This is a genomic window from Polaromonas sp., assembly GCF_012927485.1.
Taxonomy (GTDB): Bacteria; Pseudomonadota; Gammaproteobacteria; order Burkholderiales; family Burkholderiaceae_C; genus Polaromonas.
The window spans coordinates 26115-41415 of sequence record NZ_JABBPC010000018.1 but is presented as its reverse complement, the minus strand read 5'-3'; the positions used below and the strand labels follow the sequence as shown (position 1 = coordinate 41415).

At 58.3% G+C, this 15301-nt stretch carries 14 protein-coding genes; 3 read left to right on the top strand and 11 right to left on the bottom strand.

What is annotated here, in order from left to right; all coding sequences use genetic code 11:
• Positions 1-11: 11 nt before the first annotated feature.
• From HHJ16_RS07710 to HHJ16_RS07685, 6 genes are all read right to left on the bottom strand, one after another.
• Positions 12-662 (bottom strand): hypothetical protein, encoded by a 651-nt coding sequence (locus tag HHJ16_RS07710; RefSeq protein WP_293642016.1) that lies wholly within the window; start codon positions 660-662, stop codon positions 12-14.
• On the bottom strand, positions 643-2043 hold the full coding sequence (locus HHJ16_RS07705) for a sialidase family protein (protein ID WP_293642015.1): 1401 nt from the start codon (positions 2041-2043) through the stop codon (positions 643-645). The genes HHJ16_RS07710 and HHJ16_RS07705 overlap by 20 nt, the downstream gene beginning before the upstream one ends.
• A gap of 48 nt (positions 2044-2091) precedes the next feature.
• Entirely contained in the window at positions 2092-3069 is a 978-nt protein-coding gene (locus HHJ16_RS07700) for a beta-ketoacyl-ACP synthase III (protein ID WP_293642014.1), read from the bottom strand.
• Positions 3070-3072: 3 nt separating this feature from the next.
• Complete coding sequence (gene plsX, locus HHJ16_RS07695; RefSeq protein WP_293642013.1) at positions 3073-4185, bottom strand: phosphate acyltransferase PlsX; 1113 nt, start codon at positions 4183-4185, stop codon at positions 3073-3075.
• Between the two features lie 84 nt (positions 4186-4269).
• Positions 4270-4452, bottom strand: coding sequence for a 50S ribosomal protein L32 (rpmF, locus tag HHJ16_RS07690; RefSeq protein WP_293642012.1), 183 nt, complete (start codon positions 4450-4452; stop codon positions 4270-4272).
• A 187-nt stretch (positions 4453-4639) separates the two neighbouring features.
• A complete protein-coding gene (locus HHJ16_RS07685) occupies positions 4640-5182 on the bottom strand; it encodes a YceD family protein (RefSeq protein WP_293642011.1) in 543 nt (180 codons plus the stop codon).
• A gap of 25 nt (positions 5183-5207) precedes the next feature.
• Between HHJ16_RS07685 and HHJ16_RS07680 the strand changes: the two genes are divergently transcribed.
• Together HHJ16_RS07680 and HHJ16_RS07675 are read left to right on the top strand one after the other, a co-directional pair.
• The gene (locus HHJ16_RS07680) at positions 5208-5846 is read left to right on the top strand and encodes a Maf family nucleotide pyrophosphatase (RefSeq protein WP_293642010.1); all 639 of its coding nucleotides are present in this window, start codon (positions 5208-5210) and stop codon (positions 5844-5846) included.
• Positions 5843-6619: an SAM-dependent methyltransferase gene (locus HHJ16_RS07675; RefSeq protein ID WP_293642009.1), complete on the top strand. Its 777-nt coding sequence runs from the start codon at positions 5843-5845 to the stop codon at positions 6617-6619. The genes HHJ16_RS07680 and HHJ16_RS07675 overlap by 4 nt, the downstream gene beginning before the upstream one ends.
• Positions 6620-6721: 102 nt before the next feature.
• On the opposite strand, the gene HHJ16_RS07670 is transcribed toward HHJ16_RS07675, so the two are convergent.
• Genes HHJ16_RS07670 through HHJ16_RS07655 form a run of 4 tightly spaced genes read right to left on the bottom strand, consistent with a single transcriptional unit; the run spans position 6722 to position 9992 of the window.
• Positions 6722-7768, bottom strand: a complete 1047-nt coding sequence (locus HHJ16_RS07670) for a S49 family peptidase (RefSeq protein ID WP_293642008.1) — start codon at positions 7766-7768, stop codon at positions 6722-6724.
• A gap of 21 nt (positions 7769-7789) precedes the next feature.
• A complete protein-coding gene (locus HHJ16_RS07665; protein WP_293642007.1) occupies positions 7790-8155 on the bottom strand; it encodes a Rieske 2Fe-2S domain-containing protein in 366 nt (121 codons plus the stop codon).
• A 33-nt stretch (positions 8156-8188) separates the two neighbouring features.
• Positions 8189-8848, bottom strand: coding sequence for an HAD-IA family hydrolase (locus tag HHJ16_RS07660; RefSeq protein WP_293642006.1), 660 nt, complete (start codon positions 8846-8848; stop codon positions 8189-8191).
• 55 nt (positions 8849-8903) lie between these two features.
• On the bottom strand, positions 8904-9992 hold the full coding sequence (locus HHJ16_RS07655; RefSeq protein WP_293642005.1) for an RluA family pseudouridine synthase: 1089 nt from the start codon (positions 9990-9992) through the stop codon (positions 8904-8906).
• A gap of 696 nt (positions 9993-10688) precedes the next feature.
• On the opposite strand from HHJ16_RS07655, the gene HHJ16_RS07650 reads away from it, so the two are divergent.
• Positions 10689-13778, top strand: coding sequence for an Rne/Rng family ribonuclease (locus HHJ16_RS07650; RefSeq protein ID WP_293642004.1), 3090 nt, complete (start codon positions 10689-10691; stop codon positions 13776-13778).
• Between the two features lie 233 nt (positions 13779-14011).
• On the opposite strand, the gene HHJ16_RS07645 is transcribed toward HHJ16_RS07650, so the two are convergent.
• On the bottom strand, positions 14012-15301 hold the full coding sequence (locus tag HHJ16_RS07645) for a heme biosynthesis HemY N-terminal domain-containing protein (RefSeq protein WP_293642003.1): 1290 nt from the start codon (positions 15299-15301) through the stop codon (positions 14012-14014).

Below are 15301 nucleotides of genomic sequence, written 5' to 3'. Positions count from 1 at the left end.
CTTGCGGCGGGTCAGGGCGACGAGGGTACAGGACCCGAAGCTGGTCGCTTGGATCGTGCCAGCCATTGCACCACGCCCCACCTTATGCATTGAAAAAGCGCCGCAGTGGCCAACCAGGGATCCATCAGATAGTCCCACAGATTGGTGGACTCAAGGAGTCCAGCACTCCATGCGAGCAAGGCCAGGGCGACTAATACCGGCAAAAGCCGCAATCCTTTGGCCCAACAAAAAAGCGCTATCGTCAACAAAGCCAACCACATGCCGGGAGTGCCCCACCCGGCCCGATAGGCGTCCCAATCACCCCACCCCAGCGCCAGCGGATATAAAACCAAGGCTGCGCAAGCGACCACACCGCTCAGCGTCCTCCACTCCTGCTGACCCACTGCCCGAAGCCCAAAAAAGCGACGGGACAAGTCCAGAGCAGCGAGCGCCACTAACGTAACACTTAAGTCTGAACTGATGCCGCGCACATAAGCCAGGATCGGAAGGTGGTCAGCTCCCAAAGGGAACCACAAGACCACAAAAACCATTGCGGTGATCCACTTGGCAGGTCCGCTGACACGCGTCACTCCGGACCGCCCGTTCAGCCCGCGCAAGCACCCGGCGCATAGCACCAAATCGATGCCCAGCAAAGCAATCAGATCAGTGAGGGGCGGGAGCATCGAGGGGGCTGGCCAGGGCGGCGCGAACAGGTTGGAGGGACTGCAACGGATCAAACCGCACATGCTTGATGCGCGTACGGTGCCACGTATACACAAGGTGAATATAGCCGTCGCGGCTCTGCAATAAATAGGGGTATGAAAACTCCTCTGCGCAGTTCTGAGCGCCGCACAACTGGCGCTTGGCGCTGGCCACATAGGCTTGGTTCTGTTCTTCGCTCGCCCCTTCGCTCCTGAGTTCGTTAGCTAATAAACGTTCGTAATTGCCGATTGAGAGGTTTGTTTGGGGGCTGGTCGACGATTCCACGACCCATTCTGGAGCGCCCTCAAAATCACCCCCTGCGCTTGTCTGCAACAGCGCAAGAATCTCGCGGCTCCGGTGGGTCGGGTTTAAGGCCATCCACTGCGTTCCCGTACTGGTCACAACCCCAGCCAGCGCTGAATCGGGATTGGGCCACGTCGTTTCATGCGTTGTCTGCCAATTTTTGCCAGCATCGTTTGTGGCTGACGTCATCACGTTGCGGGCACTGCCCGAGCGCATATACACCTGCGCCTGTTCTGATCCTGACACCAGCATCACCGGTTGCAGGCTGGTCCGGCTGCCCGGGATGCGGATTTTATCGACCACCTGCCCCTGAGCGTTGATTTGCAAAATTTCGCCAAATTTCGTCACAAACTCGTGATATTCCGGCAGTCCAATAAAACCGTTTTGGTAAAAAATCGGCGCGCCTTTGACCAAGGTGCTGATATTGAGAAAGGGGGAGGTGACCAGTCGCCGGAGAACGCTCCAAGTGACGCCATCGTCCACGGAACGCGCCCAACTAATGGAACTGCCGGCCCATCCGCCCAAGGAAACATTGACCATCCACAACCAAAGTGATCCATCAGGTGCACGGGCGATTACCGGATTACCCAGTTTTTTGACATAGCGCCACAGGCCCTGTTGAACTTGCTGCCGGTTGAAGATCGTGCTTTCCCCACTCCAATGCTGGCTGGTGGCATCCATCACTGCGGTTTGAATGGTGACGTCGCCGGCACCCTCGCGAGACCCCGAGAACCAGACGGCCCGCAATTGGCCATCGTTCAACTCGACGATGGAGGCGGCATGCACCGCTTGGCCTGGTTTTGCTGAAACAAACTGCGCATCAAACCGGAACCTCCCATCCGGTGACAGATGTCGTGCTAGAGCGCTTTTAGCCGGCGCGGCTGTCGCGACGGCGCGCTGAGCGCCTGGCGGAAACGCAGACTGCTGAGGAACTGCTAAAAAGTTTCCAGCGGGATCACGATTAATAATTTTCCAGCCCGCAACGGCAAAAGCGCCCGCCAGCAACAGGGCTGTGAAACGGTCTGCCCAGATTGTTAAAACTGACGGTCTGAGAGCCAAGGGACCACCTGTCTGTCAGAAGCTGGACGGTGGATTAATGCCAGCATCTCAATAATTAAGAAGCACGGCACCCCACGTGAAGCCGCCGCCCACCCCTTCAAACAAAAGGGTGTCGCCTTTTTTGACCTTGCCGCTTCGCACCGACACATCCAGCGCCAACGGAATCGACGCCGCAGAAGTATTGCCGTGCTGATCGACCGTCACAATGACTTTCTCGAATGGCATTTTCAACTTCTTGGCTGTGCTTTGCATGATGCGGATGTTCGCTTGATGGGGAATCATCCAGTCCACATCGGCGTCAGTCAGATTCGCTTTCGCCAGTGTGGCGCGGGCCGTACTTTCCAAAAGGCCTACGGCCAGCTTGAACACGGCCTGCCCGTCCATTTTCAGTAGCGGGTCGCCCAACACCTGGCCACCCGATACATGGCCGGGGACACACAAAATACCGACGTGTTTGCCATCGGCGTGCAGATCGCTGGCGAGGATGCCGGGCGTGTCGGATGCCTCCAGCACCACGGCGCCCGCTCCATCGCCGAAGAGCACGCAGGTGGTCCGGTCTGAAAAATCGAGAATGCGCGAAAACACTTCCGCGCCTATGACCAAGGCTTTGGTCGCCGAACCGGTTTTGATGATGGCGTCAGCCACGGTTAACGCATAGATAAATCCGCTGCAAACGGCCTGGATATCAAAAGCCGGACATCCGCTAATACCCAGCTTGTTCTGCAGGATGCAGGCCACTGATGGAAACACCATATCCGGCGTTGAGGTGGCAACGATGATGAGATCAATGTCGGACGCTTGCAAACCCGCGGCTTCAAGTGCCTTTTTGGCGGCTTCAAAAGCAAGGTCACTGCTGGAAACATCTGGGGCGGCGAAGTGGCGGGCCCGAATCCCGGTACGCTCCACAATCCATTGGTCGGACGTTTCAACACCTTTGACCGCCAGTTCGGCAGCAAGTTCGGCGTTGGTCAGTCGGCGGGGTGGCAAATAACTACCCGTGCCGGTAATGCGTGAATAACGAGTCATGGATTAATGTGCCGGTGTCGAAACTGGAGAATCGACGGGTATTGAAGAAACCGGAAGCGCCATCTTGGTTGACAGCGCTATTTGCGCCGCACCCAGCAACGGCGCGGCATGGGCGATACGCTCGCGAACCCTCTCAAGCAAGTTATTCCGAGCCGCATCATAAGCCCGATTGAGCGCCCGCTCAAAAGCAAAGGCGTCCGCCGAGCCATGGCTTTTGAATACCAACCCCTTCAAGCCGAGTAACGCGGCGCCGTTGTAGTGGCGATGGTCAAATCTATTTTTAAATGCAATTAACACCGGATAAGCAACGATAGCCGCAATCTTCGTCAACATATTGCGCGAAAATTCTGCCTTGATAAAGTCACTAATCATATTGGCCAGCCCTTCGCTGGTTTTGAGCGCCACATTACCAACAAAGCCATCGCAGACCACAATATCGGTCGTGCCCTTGAAAATATCGTTTCCTTCAACATTTCCATAGAAATTTATATCGCCAGAATCAGAGGCGGATCGCAACAGTTTTCCCGCCTTTTTGATGGTTTCGCCGCCTTTTATGGCCTCTTCACCAATATTCAGCAGCCCGACACTGGGCGCGGGGTTGTCGGTAATGGCAGCGACCAGTGCAGACCCCATCACCGCAAACTGAAGCAAATGGTCTTCGGTACAGTCCACATTGGCACCCAGATCGAGCACTGTTGTGGCCCCACCCGCCGCGTTGGGCAACTGTGAGGCAATTGCCGGACGATCGATACCGTCCATCGTTTTAAGTACATAGCGAGCGATTGCCATCAAAGCGCCCGTATTGCCGCCAGACACTGCAGCCTGGGCAATACCGTTTTGAACTTGATTAATGGTCACCCGCATGGATGAATTCTTCTTGCGCCGTAAGGCTATCTCTATCGGATCATCCATGGTGACGACCTCGCTGGCATCAACTATTTTGCAACGTTCATGTGAACGTAGCCGGGCATATAGCGGATGCGCAGCCATAAGCTCTGGTTTACCCACCAGCACCAAAGCCGCCTCGGGGTGGCCGTCCAGAAAGGCCAGACTTGCCGGTAAAGTGACGGAGGGGCCGACGTCGCCCCCCATGGCATCTACAGCGATCCTAATCATGAGCAAACCCGCGCAGTCAAGAATTTGACTTTAAAAAGAGAAAGGCCCGCAGTATAAGTGCGGGCCAGTACTTAAAGCGTGAAATTACGCTTCGCTTTTGGATTTCAGCACCTTGCGGCCACGGTAAAAACCCGTTGGGCTGATATGGTGGCGCAAATGGGTTTCACCGGTGGTTGATTCCACAGCGATACCTGGCACGGTCAGTGCATTGTGCGAGCGGTGCATCCCGCGCTTCGAAGGTGACTTTTTGTTTTGCTGGACGGCCATAATCCGCTCCTGAGGGGGTGTAGGGGTTGGTAAATTACGCACAACGGATAGCGGGACCGTATGAGGCCGTGTCACTACGTCGGTACGCGAAGCTTTTGATTATAGCTCGATACAGGGTGACTTACTTCCGTTTTCTAGGCGTCCAGACAATCGCTGCATTCGAGACTCTTAATTTAACACCCCGCAACTAATTTTTTTTCTTGAGTTGCGCCAGCACGGCAAAAGGATTCACTTTCACACCAGTGTCACCTGCAATGTCAGCCTCGCCAGCCTGCAACGCAGAAGCGACTGGGCAGCTGTCATGCATAGGTACCAGTGGCAGGGCCATCAACAACTCATCTTCCAGGACAGCCAGCAGATCAAATTGAGGGGTCATCACCAGCAGGTCTTCTTCGGACTGGTCGTCTTCCGCCATGGCGATGTCTTCGCTGGCCACGAAACGGTACCACTGATTGACTTCTGCGGGCGTGAAAACAACACCCATACAACGCTGACAAGTCAACGGGATCAAGGCTTTGGCCTGAAGATGCAACCACACCTCGTCATCAGCGCCGTCGTGGGGACGCAATTCACCGCGAGCCTGCCACTGAACGGCCGAATCGGGTTGTAGCCCTTGCGTTTCTTGTGCAAGGCGCTCCAAATTTTGCAGCAAAGTGGTTTCGATCAGCGGCACGCCGTCTTGAGCGAGCCCCTGCATGTTGAGCCGGTTGGCTTGATGAGATCTGGACATCCTTGCAGTGTAAGAGAATCGAGGCATGAATCCTGACACCTTATTGGTAAACGTATCGCCAAGAACCCGCCCACTTATTCTGGGGTCAACCTCGCGCTATCGCCACGAACTGCTGCAGCGACTCGGAGTACCGTTTACCGTGGTCGCCCCCGAGGTGAACGAGACCCCGTTACCCGGCGAAACCCCCCGGCTGCTCGCCACGCGTCTGGCACTGAGCAAGGCGCGGGCGGTTGCTCACTCCGCCCCGCATGCGGTGGTTATTGGAGCCGACCAAGTGGCAGACCTGAACGGTCTGTCGCTGGGCAAACCGGGTACCCATGAACGGGCAGTCGCCCAATTGCGCAGGATGCGGGGGCAAACCGTGGTTTTTCAAACCGCAGTAGCCGTGGTGTGCCTGGAAAGCGGTTTTGAGGAGAGCAGTCTGGCCGCAGTCAAAGTGAGGTTTCGCGATCTGACTGATGACGAGATTGAAAACTACCTGCGTGCAGAGCAACCCTATGACTGCGCAGGCAGCGCCAAAAGCGAGGGTTTGGGAATTGCACTGCTGGAATCGATTGACAGCGATGACCCTACAGCACTGGTCGGGCTACCGCTGATTCGTACCTGCAGAATGATTCGGGCAGCCGGCGTGGCCGTTCTAGCCAACCGCGAGGTCCAATCATGAATGAAGCGTCAAATGCGGTGCTTGGCAAGCTCTACCTGGTACCCGCCCCGCTTGATTTTGGCTGCAAGGTTCAAGCGCCTCTGCAGGATGTGATGCCTTTGCGCACGTTGCAGATCGCCGCCCAGTTGCCCTGCTGGATTTGCGAGAACGCCAAAAGTACGCGTGCTTATTTGAAGCGCATAAACGAGCTCCAGCCCTTGGCGCACACACTGCAAACGTTGCAAATTCAAGAGTTGCCGCGCGAAGTTCATAAAAAGGGGGACCACACCGGCAACTTCGACGCGCGACCGTTGCTCGTGGCTGCGGTAGAAGGCCGCGACATGGGTCTGGTTAGCGAAGCGGGTATGCCTGCCATTGCCGACCCGGGCTCGTCGGTAGTGCGCGCAGCCCATGACCTCGGTCTGCAGGTGGTGCCACTGACAGGTCCTATGTCGCTGATGCTGGCGTTGGCCGCGAGCGGTCTCAACGGCCAGAGCTTCGCGTTTGTCGGCTATCTGCCGCAAGACCCCGCCGGACGGACACAGCGCCTCCGTGAGTTGGAGTCGCTGGTCCTCAAAACCGGTCAGACACAGCTCTTTATTGAAACGCCCTACCGCAATGCCGCCCTTTTCCAGTCGCTGCTGCAAACGCTGCAGGGAACTACCCGGCTGGCACTAAGTTGCGGTCTGACGATGGACACGGGGTGGTCGCGCAGCGCACAGGTGAGTGCTTGGAAACAGGGTAAACCGGTCGCAGCGCTGGACTTACCCACGGTTTTTTCCATAGGCCGCTGACGAGCATCCAGCCGCAGTCGAAGTCAAAAAGTCGGCAAAAAACTCCCGCCACACTTTTTTGCGACTGCTTAAAGCGGCGTGGAGAGCCGCCCACCCAAGCGCTTATCGAATCGCAGGGATCGCCTTGAAAGCCTTCACGGCACCTTCCCCCATGGCGGCACCAAACTTTTTGGCCAGCCGCTCCGCCACGTTTTCGCGACGCGTGTAATCGATGATTTCCTCGGCCTTGACCACTTCGCGCGCGACGTAGTCCAAGTTGCCTAGTTGGTCGGCCAAGCCCAGCTCCACCGCCTGCTGACCACTCCAGAAGAGGCCACTGAACATCTCCGGCGTTTCCTTCAAGCGCTTGCCACGCCCGGCTTTGACCACTGCGATGAACTGCTGGTGAATCTGGTCCAGCATGCTCTGCGCGAAGGCGCGCTGCTTCTCGCTTTGCGGGCTGAAGGGGTCAAGAAAGCCCTTGTTTTCACCGGCGGTCAGCAACCGACGCTCCACGCCCAGCTTTTCCATCAAACCCGTAAATCCAAAACCATCCATCAACACGCCAATGCTGCCAACGATACTCGCCTTGTCTACATAAATTTTGTCAGCTGACACGGCGATGTAGTACGCAGCTGAAGCGCAGGTTTCTTCCACCACGGCGTAAACCGGTTTTTTATATTTCGCCTTGAGGCGCAAGATTTCGTCATTCATCATGCCGGCCTGCACCGGGCTACCGCCAGGCGAGTTGATCAGCAGCACAATAGCCTTGGCACCCTCGTCTTCAAACGCAGCACGCAGCGCCGCATTCACAAACTCGGCACTGGCGTCAGCGCCGGCAGCGATTTCACCTTTGATCTCCACCACCGCCGTATGCGGGGTGGTCGCGTCACTGACCGGCGCACCGCGGTGCAATCCAATCCACACCAGGACTACAAAGAACGCCAGCCAAGAGAGGCGAACAAATGTTTTCCAGCGACGCGAGGCTTTCTGTTCGCTGAGCGATGCAAACGCCAGCTTCTCTAGCGCCGCCCGCTCCCAACCCGGAGCGGCCGACGGGTCAATTCCATCCGATTTTTGAGAACGGGAGACAGGCTGATTTGGATGGCCTGGATCGTGTGGCGGATCAAAAGAAGGGTCGGTGTTGCCGGGGCGGTTTGAATCGTTCATAGTCGCTAGTTTAGAGAAGTATTAGAACTGTACTGGCTTGAGGTTGTAAGCGGAATGCCAATAAACAATTCCGCAACTTTCTGAAAGCATTATTTTGACCAGTCCGCCATGGCACGGGCCACCTGCGCATTGGCCGGTCTCGGGCTGGTACACCGCGCCATGGCTGGCGCACAACAGCCACTGGCCACTGTCGTCAAAAACCCGGTTAGGCTGCCAGTCCAACTCCATCGCCACATGCGTGCAGCGGTTCAAGTAAGCATGGGGCAAACCTTCATAACGGATTGCAAAGGCCCGACAGGTCTCGCCGGCATAGTTGAGATCAAACGGCACTGCCTGGCCGCCCTCCAGCAGATCACTGGAATTGCAAAGGGGCAACAACTGGTTCATCGGTGGATTAAAAGTCAGGTAAGGCGCTGCGCGCTAACCGTGGGCGAGAAGCCAGTCGTGCAGACCCTGCACCGAGTGCGCGACATGGCGCGGGCCAAAGGCCACAAAAGCGTCCGGCTGATGCGCACCGTAGCTCACCCCGACGCTGGCGCAGGCCGCATTGAGGGCCATCTGAAGATCGTGCGTGGTGTCTCCCACCATCAAGACCCGTTCGGGCGGAACATCAAGCTGCGCCATCAGCTCGTGAAGCATGCGCGGATCCGGCTTTCCGGCCGTCTCATCGGCGGTGCGGGAGGCGTCAAAAACACCCTTGAGTTCAACGCTTTGAAGCGCTTCGTCCAGCCCAAGCCTTGATTTTCCGGTCGCCACAGCCAACAGATGGCCGCGCGCCCTTAGCCCATCAAGCAAAGGCAAAACGCCCTCGAAGAGGCTCAGGTCGTTGGCGTGAGCGGCATAGTGGTGACGATAGCGCAGGCCCAGTTCCGGATATTTTTCGGGCGGTACATCGGGCGCGGCATGGGCCAATGCCTGCATCAGACCCAGGCCGATCACGTAGCCTGCCGCCTCGTCGTTAGGGACCGTACCACCCACGTCACGCACCGCAGCCTGGATGCAGCGCGCGATAATTTTGGTGGAATCGTACAGCGTACCGTCCCAGTCGAATGCAATCAGGTCGAAATTTCTAAGTTTCATCCCGGTATTGTCGCTGGCCCGGCCAAACGCTGCCGGGCGCAGTCGTCGCGATTTCTCAGTCCTTCACAGGTCGAGCGGGTAAAAACTGCTGCAGCTCTTCGGGCAATCTCGCCTCCAGATGAATGGCTTTTCGCGTCTTGGGATGACTGAATTTCAGACTCGCGGCATGCAAAAACATACGTTTCAACGAGGGCCCACCAGCGCCGGATTTTTGTAGCGCCCGATTCAGTTCAAAGTCGCCGTATTTATCGTCTCCGGCAATCGGATGTCCTTCGCTGGCCAAGTGCACTCGAATCTGGTGCGTGCGGCCGGTCTTGATGGTCACTTCCAGCAATGTAAATGGCGTCGATGGTGCGGCAGGATTGGCCGCAATGGCAGCCTTCACCTTGATCAAGGTGACCGACCTCATCCCGTCGGGATGATCGCTGGCGACCACCTTCACGCGACGCTCGCCGTCAGGCAGCAGGTATTTGTGCAGCGCCTGGTCGATGACACGGTGATTGGCCGGCCAATTGCCACTCACCAGCGCCAGATAAACCTTATCGGTTTCGCGCTCCCTGAACTGCTCTTGCAGTAATTTTAGGGCCATACGTCGTTTGGCAATCAGCAAAATGCCGCTGGTGTCGCGATCCAGCCGGTGCACCAGCTCCAAAAAATCAGCCTCGGGCCGCGCCATGCGCAGTTGCTCTATCACTCCAAAGCTCACGCCGCTGCCGCCGTGCACCGCAACACCCGCCGGTTTGTCAATGGCCAGCAGAAAGTCGTCTTCGAAAAGAACCGGAAATTCACGCGAGGGCGCATAACCGCCGACGGTGGAACTGGCACCGTGCCGGGCCACCTCTTCGGCCATAGCCTGGGCTTTTTGTTCAGCCCGCTCCGAGGTCCGAACAGGCGGTAGGCGCACGATATCCCCTGTTTTCAGACGGGTGTCAGCCTGCGCTCTGCCCTTGTTGATCCGCACTTCGCCACTGCGGATGATGCGGTAAACATGGGTTTTAGGCACGCCCTTGAGCTGGCGAATCAGAAAATTGTCGAGCCGTTGCCCCGCGTAATCCTCGTCCACCGTCACCAAGGTCGCCTGTGGAGCGGCCTTCGCTACGTCAACAGGAATTTCAAGATCGGGCTTGGCTTGGCGTTGGGGCATGGCGGTCTGGAAGGGCGCTTTAACCGTTCGTTTTACCTTGCTTGAAGCTGCCCCTATAATGTGTTTCACTAGCGATAAGCTGTAAGTAGTTGATTTGCTTGGAGTTTAATCCACGCCAATCCCAAGCCCCTAAAAAGGCCACAAACAGCCTCGCTGGAAGGTCGATGCCAATGCTGACAATGGCGCGCAAGCGACGGGTGCCAGACACCTCGCGGCGAGCATATTGCACGGCAGACGAGTCGACGTTTTGCGAATACAACTACGGAATACCATGTGTGCAGCCCAAGTCCCTCACGAAGGGCTGCATGCGGATCCAGCTGAGTTCAAGTCCTTCAACGGGTAGCCTTCTGATGACAACACTGGTCAGTCTGATTTTCATATGCCACCGGCGCCTTTTGGCCCTCGGTTTGGGCAGAAATCAGCTTGTAGATCTTGTACAGAAGGCATATGAAGCTATCTTCTTGGTAGCAATTATCTGTCGGACCCCTGCTCACTCCATCCACGCGCCAACGCCCAGACCACTTAGCTGACTGATTTTTCAGTTGGCCTCGGTGCTGTCAAAAGCTCTCCGGCAATTCCCCACGTTCGCACTGCGTCCACTCTGGCATCGTTGGTTCATTTTGGGCATGCGATGCTTCGAAACGTCCAAGAGACGGGTCGAACCATCAGAATGAAGAACGATAAAGGAAAAGCACCATGAAACGGATGCTGGTAAATGCCACACAGGCCGAAGAACGCCGGCTGGCGATTGTTGACGGACAAAAACTCCTCGACTACGAAATTGAAATTGAAGGGCGTGAGCAACGCAAAGGCAATATTTACAAGGCCGTCGTTACCCGCGTCGAACCTTCGCTGGAAGCCTGTTTTGTCGATTACGGCGAAGACCGCCATGGTTTTCTGCCCTTCAAGGAAATTTCCAAACAATACTTTGCGCAAGGCGTACCGGTCAGCCAGGCGCGCATCAGCGATGTGATCAAAGAAGGTCAGGAACTGCTGGTACAGGTCGAAAAAGAAGAGCGCGGAAATAAAGGCGCGGCCCTGACGACCTTTGTGTCTCTGGCCGGTCGATATGTAGTGCTGATGCCCAACAACCCCCGTGGCGGCGGTGTGTCGCGCCGCATCGAAGGCGAGGACCGCGCGGAGCTCAAGGAAGCTCTTGACCAACTCGAATACCCGGGCGGCATGAGCATCATCGCGCGCACCGCCGGCATTGGCCGAAGCGCACCCGAATTGCAGTGGGACCTGAACTACCTGCTAAAGCTCTGGACCGCGATTGACGGCGCGGGCAAAGGCGGTAAAGGCGCATTCCTGATTTACCAGGAATCCAGCCTGGTCATCCGCGCGATCCGCGATTACTTCAACAGCGACATCGGCGATATCCTGTTTGACACCGACGATGTGTACGAACAAGCGCGCCAGTTTATGGCCCATGTGATGCCTGAGCACGAGCACCGCGTGAAGCGCTACCGGGACGACGCGCCACTGTTTAGCCGCTTCCAGATCGAGCACCAGATTGAGTCGGCCTACGCACGTACCGTGCAACTGCCTTCCGGCGGAGCAATTGTGATTGACCACACCGAAGCGCTCGTATCGGTCGACGTCAACTCGGCCCGCGCGATCAAAGGCGGCGACATCGAGGAAACGGCCACTCGCACCAACCTGGAAGCCGCCGATGAAGTGGCTCGCCAGATGCGTCTTCGCGATTTGGGTGGCCTGATCGTGATCGACTTTATTGACATGGAAGAGTCGCGCAACCGCCGCGATGTTGAAAACCGCTTGCGCGACGCCCTGCGGCAAGACCGGGCACGCGTACAGTTCGGCACCATCAGTAAATTCGGTCTGATGGAAATGAGCCGCCAGCGCCTGCGCCCGGCACTGAATGAAGGCGCTTCGATCCCCTGCCCACGTTGCGGCGGCTCCGGCCATATCCGCGACACTGAAAGCTCCGCGCTGCAGATTCTTCGCATCATTCAGGAAGAATCCTTGAAGGACAGTACCGCTTCCGTGCTGTGCCAGGTGCCTGTCGACGTGGCGTCATTTCTGCTGAACGAAAAGCGATCTGAAATCGCCAAGATCGAGCTCAAACAACGCATCAACGTCTTGCTGGTGCCCAACAAGACCCTGGAAACGCCCAACTACCGCCTTGAGCGACTGAAGCACGATGACCCGCGCCTGGACAATATTGAAGCCAGCTACAAGCTGGCCGAAGAAATTGAGGATCCGACGACGGTGACGCGCCGCAGCCAGGAAAAGCACAACAAGCAGGAACCGATCATCAAGGGCGTGTTGCCCGACGCACCCGCCCCTGCAGCTCAGCCTAGGCCGCAGGCGCAGCCCGTTGCTGCACCCCGAGCAGTTCCACGCCCCGAGACCCCCTCATCCGCTCGTACACCGGCAGCTGCTGAAAAAGGAATGTTCAGCTGGTTGAAGAGCCTGTTTAGCGGTACGGAAACACCCGCTGTGGCACCGGCGGTCAAGGAAGTCCCAACCAGCGAGCGCGGCGAAGGACGACGTGACGCCCGCCCCGACGGACGCCCTGATGGACGCAGCGAGCGGCCGGAGCGCGGCGAGCGTTCAGAGCGCGGTGGCCGGGATGGACGTCGCGGCGGCCGTGGCCGCGGTGATGGGCGGCCTGAAAACCGGGTTGAAGGCAGCGCCGAAGGTCGCAGCGAAAATCGCAACGACGGCCGAACTGGCGAACGCCGTGAGCGCAATCCCGAAGGACGTGTCGAAGGAGGCCGCCCGGATCGCCAGGAACGTCCGGTTAGCGAAAATCGCCAGGAAGGCCGCAACGACGAACAACCTCGCAACGACGGCCGTGAAGGGCGTGAACGGGGTGACCGCAATCGCCGTGAGCGGGGTGACCGCATCCCGCGCGATGCCGTCGAGCAGGATCTCGCGCTGGCCAACCAGGCCGCGATGGCAGCAGCCGCAAGTGGCGAAGCGACTGGACAGCGCCAGGACCGACCCACCCAGAGAGCCGCTCAGGAAATGGGCCGTGACGGCGAACGCCAGCAAGATGGGCGCGGCGATGGCCGACGTGAACGCGGTGGCGAGCGCAACGGACGACGCAACGATCAGCGCAACGATCGCACGGATGGCAATACACCGCCCGTCGCAAGCACTCGCACTGACAGCTTTGATGCCGCTCACCCTGCAGTCGTAGCGGTTTTGGATGAGGCCGGCAATCCGGTTGTCCCCGCTTCATCCAGGGACCTGCAAGGTCGCACCGAAGGACAGGAAGAGAGTCCAGACCGCCAGCCTCGCGAACGTCGCAGCCGCGACCGCTATGGCCGCGACCGCCGCGAACGGGGCGAGCGCATCGAAACGCCGGCTGACGGCTCCGGTGCTTCCGCTAATTCGGAAGCCTTGGAGTCGAATCCGGCTAAAGCTCCTCAGGAGAGGGCTCCATCTGCTACTGAATCAATAGCAACTGCAGCGCCACCAGCATACGCAACATCACTGCCCGCCGCTGCGCCGGCGCCTGCTCCAACGCAAGCGGCGACTTCCGTATCGACGGTCATTGCACTGCCCAAGGTTCAATCCTACGACCTGTCCTTGCAGGATTTAGCGCAGGTTGCCCAGGGTTCAGGTCTCCAGTGGATCAATTCTGACGCGACCAAGATTGCCGAGGCGAAAGCCGCCATGGCCGCGGAAGTCAAGCCTGTTCAGGTGCCACGCCTTCGCGCTCCACGGGTGGTATCGGACGAAGCTCCGCTGGTGCTGGTTGAAACCAAGCGTGATTTGAGCACCATGCCGCTGCCGTTTGAAAAATTGGCAGATTGATTCCCGGAAAGAAGTAGCGTCCTCCGTAAAAAAAGGCCTTTGCAGGCCTTTTTTTGTGGCCATGGCCGATTTCGCGCGCCGACGTCCTTTGTTCCCGAGTGAGGCATAGCCAGCGCCTGCAAAGAACCCTGTAGGAATGGGAGGTGAAAGGGAAAACCAAGCCTACCGACGTAACTTTTGGTCGGGAATTTGAAGTTGTTTAAGCCCGTGCTGAGACTAAAGGCGCACTGCGGTCATACCTGCGCGGCCTGCTTGTACGCTTGCGCGGCGGCCGCTTCATCCTCGCGCTGCTCGGCCAAGGCCGCCAGGGCTCGCCAAGCATTGCGGCGTAGCGTTGTATCCTGCAAAGCCGGTGCGGCTTGCGACAGGAGCTGGCGGGCTTTGCCCCACAACTGACGACTCAGACAGGCCATGCCGGCCAGATACTGGAGGTTGGCATCACGCGGACGGTTGAGCTGAGCCGTTTCAATTCGGGCCAGCCAGGCGGCATCCAAGGAATCGAGGCTGGCCTCCAGCACGGTGATCAGCTTGATGCCCAAGTTATCGCCCAAGCTATAACCAGGCTGCATTGTCTGGTCCCAAACCTTCAGCAACCACGAACGGGCGAGCTCGGCATCGCCGTGAAGCGCCATCAGGCGCGATGCCGCATGCACCACCAGCTCGGGCATGGCGCGTTCATTTTCGTCCAGCGAGCGCCAAGCCTGCTGCAGTTGCGCCGGGTCATGCGCCTCATTGAGCAACTCCAGCACCAAGCCGCGCACAATGCTCTGCGCAGCGGTCTGAGAAAAGGCGCGGTGCTTCGCCAGCAGGCGTGCGGTTTCCAGCGCCTGGGCGGTTTGCCGGGCCTGCTGAGCGGCGCGTAGCTTCATGCGCAGCGCGAGCGTGCGCCGCGCAGCGCCTTGCGGCAATTGGGCCAGCCAATCGAGTGCCGCACCCGCGTCCCGATCATCCAGCGCCCAGCGCGCCGCGCGAAACTGTACGCCCTCACGCGCCTCCTGCGCATTCCGCTGGGCCGAACTCTGAAGCGCCAATTGCAGGTGCTGGTCCCGCAGCGCCTTGTTTTGCAGCGATTGCGCGCTTTGAGCCGCCAGCAGGTGCGCCAGCGAACGCAATTGGCTGGCGCGGCTCTCACTATGACCGGTTGCAAGACCAGATTGATCGGCGGACACCCCGAGACTTTTTTCCTGAGCCAGCGCGTTTTGGGCCGACTTGGCTGAACGGATGTAACGCCCGGCCAGCAAGTGCGCCAGCGCGTCCATGAGCGCACCGTACATGGCGCGCTCTTTTTGTTGGGCGCGCCAGCGCTGGGCTTCTGCCGGCAAGGAGAATACGGCCGAAATAGCGCGCAAGGCCAGGTACATCAGCAGGAACAGCCCCGCCAGCAGCAGCACCATCAGGTTGAACGAAATATCGACCCGGTGGGGTGGCCAGAAGATGCTGACCACGGCCTGGTTGTTGCCCGCAAACAGGGCCACCGCGACCGCCACGCCAAACAAGGCCAGAAACCAAAGAGCAGCACGCAT